The sequence below is a fragment of the Pantoea rwandensis genome, assembly GCF_002095475.1.
Classification (GTDB): domain Bacteria; phylum Pseudomonadota; class Gammaproteobacteria; order Enterobacterales; family Enterobacteriaceae; genus Pantoea; species Pantoea rwandensis.
The window spans coordinates 51,780-60,706 of sequence record NZ_MLFR01000033.1 but is presented as its reverse complement, the minus strand read 5'-3'; the positions used below and the strand labels follow the sequence as shown (position 1 = coordinate 60,706).

Annotated in this window: 5 protein-coding genes and 1 tRNA gene; 1 reads left to right on the top strand and 5 read right to left on the bottom strand. The window is 54.0% G+C overall.

Going from position 1 to position 8,927, the window contains the following annotated elements:
* Positions 1–9: 9 nt before the first annotated feature.
* A tRNA-Gly gene (locus HA51_RS23075) sits at positions 10–85 on the top strand.
* 78 nt (positions 86–163) lie between these two features.
* Here the strand turns inward: HA51_RS23075 and HA51_RS23070 are convergent.
* The 5 genes from HA51_RS23070 to HA51_RS23050 all read right to left on the bottom strand — a co-directional run bounded on the left by HA51_RS23070 (position 164) and on the right by HA51_RS23050 (position 8,637).
* Positions 164–1,567, bottom strand: a complete 1,404-nt coding sequence (locus tag HA51_RS23070; protein ID WP_158087387.1) for a TolC family outer membrane protein — start codon at positions 1,565–1,567, stop codon at positions 164–166.
* Positions 1,568–1,612: 45 nt separating this feature from the next.
* Entirely contained in the window at positions 1,613–2,962 is a 1,350-nt protein-coding gene (locus HA51_RS23065) for an HlyD family type I secretion periplasmic adaptor subunit (protein ID WP_084937290.1), read from the bottom strand.
* Positions 2,959–4,767: a type I secretion system permease/ATPase gene (locus tag HA51_RS23060; protein WP_084937287.1), complete on the bottom strand. Its 1,809-nt coding sequence runs from the start codon at positions 4,765–4,767 to the stop codon at positions 2,959–2,961. Before HA51_RS23060 ends, HA51_RS23065 begins: the two co-directional genes overlap by 4 nt.
* 218 nt (positions 4,768–4,985) lie before the next feature.
* On the bottom strand, positions 4,986–5,777 hold the full coding sequence (locus HA51_RS23055; RefSeq protein ID WP_084937284.1) for a hypothetical protein: 792 nt from the start codon (positions 5,775–5,777) through the stop codon (positions 4,986–4,988).
* Between the two features lie 79 nt (positions 5,778–5,856).
* Complete coding sequence (locus tag HA51_RS23050) at positions 5,857–8,637, bottom strand: TonB-dependent receptor domain-containing protein (protein ID WP_084937282.1); 2,781 nt, start codon at positions 8,635–8,637, stop codon at positions 5,857–5,859.
* Positions 8,638–8,927 lie beyond the last annotated feature (290 nt).

Below are 8,927 nucleotides of genomic sequence, written 5' to 3'. Positions count from 1 at the left end.
ATCATCTTTGCGGGAATAGCTCAGTTGGTAGAGCACGACCTTGCCAAGGTCGGGGTCGCGAGTTCGAGTCTCGTTTCCCGCTCCAAATTCGGTTCAGCAGACCTTGTCTGCGAGCCATGAAAAAAGGACCTCAAGGGTCCTTTTTTTACGTCTGTATTTTGCCTTACTGGCGCGCCATCACCAGCTGGCGGTTCAGCACCACAATATCGTCCTCAGAAAAACGCCCAGCATAAAACTGTAGCTTTCCATACGCCTGGAACCACTCCACATAGCTGCGTATTAACGCCAGCCGCGCCTGGAAGGCCTGACGTTCCGCTTGTAGCGCATCGGTGTTGGTGCGTTCGCCTCCTGCCACGCTGCGCCGCATCGCCTGTACTAAATCCTCGCTCTCAGTGACATTCTGCCGCAGTGTACGAATGCGGCTTAAGCTGGTATCGGTGACGCGAAAATACTGTTCCAGCAGGGTCGCAGTGCTGTTGCTGGTGTGCTCCAGTTCATATTGTGCCTGTTCGCGCCGACTATACGCCTGTCGGGCAGTGTAGTAACTGGAACCCCCGTTAAACAGCGGGATGGAAACCTGAATACCAACAGTATTGTCGTAATAGTTCCGCCCCATGTTATCGATGTTGTCCGATTCGATATGCTCTCGTGAGGCGAAAGCACTCACCTTGGGCATAAACTCGCCCTTGGCTTTCTCAATGGTGAGATCGCTGTATTGCACGCTCAGTCGCGCAGCCTGCATCTGCGGGTTTTGCTCGTTGGCATCTTTCAGCAGAGTAGGCAGATCAAGACGTTGCAATGGCAGCAGCCCATGTTGCAGGTTTATCGCCATCAACTGCTGCGGTTGTATGGGCTCGCCTACCAGAGCCGATAGTTCGCCCAATCGATCCTTAAGATCATTTTCGTCTTTAACCAGCTCTGCGCGGGTGGCGCTGATCTGGGCGCGCGTTTCGAGGGTATCAATACGCGTACCTTCGCCGCGATCGATCAGGCGCTGGTTGTCGCGCAGCATATCCTTGTACACCTGCAGCTGGTACTGCGCCAGTTGCAAGGTATCGCGCGCCAGCAGGGCATTGAGATAAGTATCAATCAGGGTCACGGCCTCCTGCTGTACCTGAAGCCGATACTGCACGTCGGCATACTGCGCCTGGGTTTTTCCGATGCGATAAGTGCTGATGGCAGAGTAATCAAATAGCGATTGCTCAATGGTGATGCCGGCACGTTTGCCGTAGAACTTCTCTTTTACCTGGTAATGCTCGTCGGGCAAACCCGCGATACCGGTGCTTTGTGTCATAATTTCTTTCAGATCGGTACGGTTGCGAAGATAGGTAATGGAAGCCTGAGGAAGCAGGGCCGCGCGGGCGATGCCGCTTTCATCTCGGCCGGCATCACGCGCCGCCGTTGCACTTTTGATTTGCGGATCGTTGTACAACATACGGGCATAGGCTTGCGCGAGGTCGAGCGTGTTGCGCGACGTCACGGCGTCGGCGCGTGGCGAGTTTGGCGTATTGTTAAAAAGGGTGGCATGAGCCGGTAAAGCGAGCGCGCTCAAGAGCAAAATAGCCACCGGGCACCTGCGGCTTTTCAGGTGAATACAGGGGATTCCTTTCATTTAATTCTCCGTCATTGCCATCCGGCTGCGATCGCTTAGAGGCTTCAGCAGGTAGCTCATCATTGTGCGCTCACCGGTTTTTACAAAAGCGGTGACTGGCATACCTGGCTGGAGGTTTTTCCCCGGCAGGACTTCACGGCTATGCAAGTTATCCACGTCAATTTCAACGTTGTAGTAGGGTTCACCTTGAGGCGCTTCGATGCGATCGGCGGAGACAATCCGTACGGTGCCTGGGACTTTCGGCGTGCTGGCGACATTAAACGCCATAAACTCCAGATCGACTTTTTGTCCGGCGTGGACTTTATCAATCGAGGCGACCGGCAGGCGCGCCTCTACCTGCAGCGGACGATCGTGCGGCACGATAGCCATCAAATGATCGCCAGCACTCACGACACCGCCTTCGGTGAACACTTTGACATCCGCGACGATGCCGCTAACAGGCGCCACGATCCGCGTGTTGCTGACCTCGTATTCCGCGCTGTCGAGGCGTCCTTGCAGATCGGCACTGCGAGTGCGCGTCTCAGCCAATGCGTTACGCAGATCTTTCTGGTAGTTGTCACGCTGCTCGATCAGCCGTTGCTGAGACTCCATCAACTGGCCTTGCAGGCTGGCTAAACGTCCCTGCTGATCGGCAATCGACCCATTAAGCTGCATATACTGGCGCTCACTCTCCAGCAGGCGATTACGCGCCAGCAGCCCTTCGTCGGCAAGATCGCGTTGATCGTTTAACTGCTGCTGAAACATACCGCGCTGCTGCTGTATCGCGTTTAAGCCCTTACGTAGGCTGTTCAACTGATTGCGGGCACTGGTGAGCGAGGCTTCCAGTCCGCTTAAGGTCGCTTTTTGCGCACTGCGGCGGCTGTCAAACAGCTGCTGCTGCGTTTGGATGATTTCTCCAGAACGCGGTGAGCGATCGTCACGCAGGCGGCTATCAAAGAAGATGGTGGCGAGTCCATCGCGCTCTGCGGTCAGGCGATTTTCACTGGCAATGCTGCTGAGGTACTGAAAGCGTAGGGAATCAAGCTGATTAGCGGGCAGATCCGGTTCCAATTCGACCAGCAGTTGGCCTGCCTGAACCGTATCCCCTTCATGTACCGGGATATGTTTAACTTTGCCACTGGCAACAGGCTGCACCGCTTTGCTGTTACCGCTGACAATCACTTTTCCCTCTAGCGGCAGGCCTGCATCCAGCGACGCCAATGAGGCCCAGGTGAGAAAGCCGACAAAACCGACCAGCACAATCCCCCAGCCAAGACGCACATAATGGCGATTATCGACGGAAAGGAGACCGTCTGTGGGATCAATCAGTTCGCCTGCAACAGGCAGGCTGATAATGGATTTACTGCTCATGCACCCTCCCGGCGCTGGGTAAAGTCGGCACTGCCTGTGCGATTCAACGGCGTGACACGGTTGGTCATATGCGGTGGACGTGCAGCAGGCACCTGCTGTGTCGGGGCGTTGCCGTGCTGGATACGCTGCATCACTTCCGCCGTGGGGCCGAAGTCCGCTTGCGTGCCGTTGTGCAACACCATCAGCTTATCGGCCTGCTTAAGAATGTCGGGTTTATGGGTCACCACCACGCAGGTGATCTGCGCTTGTTTAATCCGTGTAATCACTTGCGCCAGCATGGCGTCACCCGCTTGGTCGAGGTTGGCATTTGGCTCATCCAGCACCACCAGGCGAGGCCGATCGTAAAGCGCTCGCGCGAGCGCCACGCGCTGCCGCTGGCCACCTGAGAGACCCATGCCGTTTTCTCCCAGTTGGGTTTGATAGCCTTCCGGCAGCTGCAGGATCAGCTCATGCACGCCAGCCATTTGTGCGGCATCCATGACTCGGCTGTCATCCATGTCACCAAAGCGGGCGATGTTCTCCGCCACGCTACCTGCAAATAGTTGGACATCCTGCGGAAGGTAGCCGACGCGTGCGCCTAATGCTTCACTGCGCCACTGTGTCATCGGAGCATCATCGAGACGAACACAGCCACGTAGCGGAGACCAGGCGTTAACGAGGCAGCGAGCCAGCGTGCTTTTTCCCGCGCCGGACGAACCGATGATCACCAGGGTTTCACCGGCGGGCAGGGTGAAATCGATGCCACGCAGCACCGGCTGTGTCTGAGTGGGCGGCGCCGCCGTTAAGGACTCGACTTTGAGTGCGCCAGTCGGGCAGGGAAAGTCCATGCCGGATTCCAGCGGTGGGAATTCAGCCAGCAACTGGCTCAGGCGTTTCTCCGCTTCTTTGACACTGCTCCATTGGCGTGAAGCCCCGATCAACTGATCGATAGGTGCCAGGGCACGGCCCAGCAGGATTGAACCCGCAATCATCATGCCGGCGGTCATCTCATGTTGCAGCACCAGCCAAGCGCCCACGCCTAATGCCAGAGACTGGATAGTCAGGCGCAGGCCCTTGTTCCAGCCCTGAATCGCCGACATGCGGGCGCTGGCCAAATTTTGTTCGCGGACATAGCCCAAATGTTGCGTGGCCCAGCGCTGGCGCAGATGCGCCAGCATGCCCATACCGGCAATCACCTCGGCATTACGCAGGTTGGCGCTGGCATCGCGGCGTGAAGTCATCGCCAGACATCCGGCTTGCTGCAGATGTGGGCGCGTCATACGTTCATTGAGCCAGCCGACAAACATCAAAATGGCTGTTCCGGCGAGCGCAAAACAGCCCAGCAACGGGTGAAACATAAACATCACCAGCAAATAGACCGGGAACCAGGGGGCATCAAACAGGGCAAACAGCGACTGACCTGTAGCGAACTGGCGGAGCTGCTGCAAATCTTCCAGTGGCTGAGCGGCGTTGAGTTTGCCGCTTTTCAGGTTGGCGCTGAAGGCCGCGTCATAGACGCGTGGCGCCAGTGTGCGGTCAAAGCCAGTGCTCAGGCGGAGTACTACCAAGCTGCGTACCCACTCCAGTGCGCCCAGCAGGGCATACATCATGATCACCATCAGTGAGAGCATCAGCAGCGTCATGGTGTTGTTGGAGGTTAAGACCCGATCGTAGACCTGGAGCATGTAGAGCGCCGGGGCCAGCATCAGGAGATTAATTACCCCGGAGAAGACGCCAATATGGATGAAACTGCGTTTATAGCTCAGCAGGGCGCGAGCAAGCTCGCCGCGCGCCTGATCTGCCAGCCGGGCATTGCCTGTTGTCATGTTACGTTAGCCTTGTTCCCCATGAAGTCGGGGCAACGAATACGGCCTGCGGCTTCTGTTTGCAGGCGATGTGGCAAACCGCTACACTCCGCGATTGCCGGAAAGTGAGGCCTGGCGCTGGAACGCCAAGCCTCGCCGCTGAAGGGCTTAACATTCATGCAGCTTCAACACTGCGTTGAAATTAGCCCGTCAGTGACGTCAGGTTTTCTGGCACCCTATCAGGCTGCATGCAGTAACTCGTGAGAGGTTTCTGCCTGCGCCACTGCTGCAGTGGTCACGCCACTCGCACTGCTTGCCTGGGCGTAGTAATTGATCGATACGCCAGAACCGGCCAGCGCAGTTTGAATATGCGCGTAGGTGTCGGTGATATCAGAACCTTTCGACTCAAGGTATTTATCCAGCACGTACTCAAAGGCTTGAGTGCTGGTGCTGTCGAAGGTCAGATCGTAGATGATGGCGGCATTCAGTGAGCTACTATCAAACAATGCAGCGTTGGACAAAAGACTGGCAAAGGTGCCGGTCACGGCAATCGCCGAGTTGCCGTTTGCTACGCCAAATTCATGCTGCGCAACATAATCTACCGCGACATTAAAGCCAGTCACTTTAATCAATGGCGCGGAGCTAAGGAATGATGTCAGAGTTGATGATGCGGGTGCGGCACCGTGATCCGTGGCTGGAGTCGTCCCCAGAGTCAGGGTATTCAGTGCGCCACTGGTATTGAATTCATATTTGCCATTTCCGTTACTGTCGGTGGTGGTCCAGTTGAATCCATTGGTAGAGGTCAGTACGTATTTACCCCCCCCAGCAGCGGGTGTGGTGTGATTAACCCCTTGGCCAGCATAAATGGTGAAGGGATAGGGGCTGTTAGTCCCCGCTTGATAGCTAGCAGCCCCGGTATGATAAACCCCACTGGTATCCTTGATTGACCCTAAATAAGCGGGGTTATTGGTGTTGATGTTGGTTTGGTCGAAGTTGTTACGCCAGGTAGTGACATCGGTCTGTAAAGACATACTGCTTACTCCTTTTGTGATGGGCCAGGTACCATCCTGACCCTGATTTCTTCAAGTTAACTTGCTCAAGTTTCTGGTTTTAAAAGCGATATTCCAAATTGGCGGTTAAGGTTCGGCCGGGGTAGAAGTTGTAGCCCATACTGGTGGTGGTACCGTCCATCTGATTGGTCAGATTGGCGAGATAAACGCCCAGTTTGAGATCGTCGGTGACTTTGTAATTCGCAAAAAGGTCGACTTTGAATGTTTTTGGCCATAGGTTGGCGGTAATCCAGCCATCATGATCGGGCAGTGATTGCTGTGAGTTCTCTTCTGCTGCCGAACCCGGCTGAGCATCTTTGACATACCAATAAGCGGCGCGCTGTTTGCCACGGTAGATAAGGGTTGCGCCCAGCTCCAATTGGCCATGATAAGGAGTGATCGCCGCGGTGAGACTGCCACGGATCGGCTCAATCTGGCTGGTTTCCATCCAGTTCCAGCCGGAGTAACAGCTCTGTCCACCATTTCCGCTACCGCGCGTAATCGTGGTAGTGCCGTCATCGGCAATGCTTTGGGTGTAATAGTTACCGCTGGGTGAATTCGCGCTGCACATTTTATTGTCGTGACGCAGTGGCACCGTCAAATTGCTGCGGATATAAAACAGTGGTTGCTGATAGGCGAGATTAAATTCAAATCCTTGGCGAATTACCGCGCTGAGATTATTAACACTGCCGACACTTTGTCCGGCACTGCCGCCATTTTCACCAATAATATCGTTGCTCATCCACAGTGGACCGTAGCCGATATAGTCTTTGATGCGGTTGCGGTAGAAGCCTACCCCGGCGCTGAAATCATCGGACTCGGTAAACAAGGCAGGGCGATGATAATTGAGCCCTAATTGTAGAGAGAGATTTTTTTCAGGCTTCAAATCAGGGTTGGCAACAAAGGCTTGGCGCATCCAGGCCCCGGATATGTACATCTCACCGCTGGAAGGCGCACGTTCACCATAACCTAATGAAGCATAAGGGGTGAGCCCAGTGCCCGGCAGGGTATACTGGACCGCTAAGTTGCCGGACTTGAGATTGTAATGATGCTTCTGGTTATCCGTCACCCAGCGCGTGTAGCCATTACTGTTGCTGGGGTCAATCTTAACTGCATCGGTTGCAGCGGTGAGTTCTTCGAGGGCTTTTTCCGTGGCATCCGCATAGCTGTCACCCGCACTAATGTACTTGTCTATTAACGGTTGGAACCCTGTAATTGTGCCACCCTTGCCGATATTCCCGCTGAGATAGCGAGGTGAATAAACATCCATTGCCACGTGCTGGAACCCGACTCCGGCGCTAATTTGTAGCGGGCCATCGTCGTCGGTGCTGAGATTAAGGGCGAGGCTTTGGGTGATAGTGCGCGAGTCGGTGTCCCATTTAGGCACCACATAGGTCAGACCCCATTGTGCATATTGTTTCTGCAGCGCATCTTCTTCAGAAAGGCTATCAACAGTTTTCTTTTCCCGGCGCAATTCTGCGCCTGCATCCAGTCGCCAGTTGCCCACCACCGGCAGTGAGAAATGACTGCTGTTAGCCAGCTTGATGCCATTGGACTGGTTATCGACGTCATAATGCAGCGGTTGGTTATAAGCGTAGGAACCACTAATACCAAGCCAGCCCTGCTTTCTTCTCTGCTGCTCGTGGTAAATCTGAATACTGGGGTTAATAAGGTCAGAAAATTCACCCTGATATTTCAGGCTGATCACACGGCTATCCAGCTCATTTTTCACCGACCACGGAGCACCGAACCATTCCGCTTCAGTGCCATTATTAGACGCTTTAATTTGCGGTTTTTGATCGCTTTCAAAACGCGAGTGGCTGGCTGAGGCGAACAAATCCAGACTTTGGTTGAATTCGTCGTTGAAGTAATGTCGCAGGCGGAGCATTTGTGAATCTGCTGTCCGCTCAGTGCCTTTTAACGCACCGGATTTAGCTGCCTGTTTTAGCCATTGCAAGCGCTGAGGTGTCAGCATGCAATTGTTCAGGCCATCCTGAAAACCGCCAGAGACGCCTGTAATGCCACCGTAGCGGCAGTTTTCGGCCGAATTGTAATAGGTGTTTTGATCATCATAGAACTGCAGATTGGTCGCGTGAAACCCATTAAGCATCTCACCTTGATTGAAATTGCTACCCACGCTGTAAGCATCATTTTTGCTGCGTGATACGCCGAGCAGTACATCCCAGCTTTCATCGCGCCCAGCAAGGAAGGCAGCACCCGAAGGTTTTTGCCCGTTGGCATACTCACTGAAACCCGTTGAGCCGCGCACCATACCGCCGAGCGATTTGCCAGGGCGCAACACATCGTCCATATCCAGGTAGCGGAAATTAACGCTGCCTCCAAGACTGCCGAGCGTGCCGGTGGAGGTATTCACGCCGCGCATGACATCAATTGATTGCAGGAACAGTGGCTCAACATAGATTGAACCGGTTTGACCGATATCTCTCGTAAAAGCGGTGAAGTTTTGTGAAATGCCTTCAAGTTGTTGTGAAACACGACCATAGCCCGCCACGCCTTGAATGCCAATCGACACATCTGGACGCGCATACAAGCTGTTCATCGAGGTGCCGGAGATCTGATCCACCACGTCACTCAGGTGACTGGCATTGCGGCGTTCCAGGTCTTTTTTGTTGGCACCGGCGTTCAGCATGGTTTTGGGTGGTGGTGCAGCAGGTTTACTACCCGTCACGGTGAGGGTATCTGCTGAAGTCGGCTTGGCGTCCGCTTCGGTGGTGGTGGTCTGCTGCGCCAGCGTCTGTGCGCTGGAAAATGACATCAAGATCAACAACGTAATCTTGGAGAGCGTGCCGGTGTATCTGGCCGCGTTACGATCCCAAATCATGTCGGTATCAGCCTGTTAAAAAGGAAACAATCCCTTATGTTTTTTATGAGTATGCGAATGATAATGATATTGATAAGTATTTCGTTTTTATCTCGCACATGTCCGGCGTTTGGATTCAGAAAAGGAGAGTTGCAATCGTAAAAGCGGCTCAACCAATCAAGGTTTATCTGAATACATTTTCTGCAGGTGCCAGGATGCTATGAGAAGAACAAAATATCGGCTACCGCATTCCAGACAAAACTTGTCAATTTCGGAAATATTTTTACATTAAAATTACGGTGGGATGACAA

What these genes read in the sequence shown, in the direction of transcription:
- HA51_RS23065 (WP_084937290.1), bottom strand. Translation starts at nt 2,962, where the DNA reads ATGAGCAGTAAATCCATTATCAGCCTGCCTGTTGCAGGCGAACTGATT.
- HA51_RS23060 (WP_084937287.1), bottom strand. Translation starts at nt 4,767, where the DNA reads ATGACAACAGGCAATGCCCGGCTGGCAGATCAGGCGCGCGGCGAGCTT.
- HA51_RS23055 (WP_084937284.1), bottom strand. Translation starts at nt 5,777, where the DNA reads ATGTCTTTACAGACCGATGTCACTACCTGGCGTAACAACTTCGACCAA.
- HA51_RS23050 (WP_084937282.1), bottom strand. Translation starts at nt 8,637, where the DNA reads ATGATTTGGGATCGTAACGCGGCCAGATACACCGGCACGCTCTCCAAG.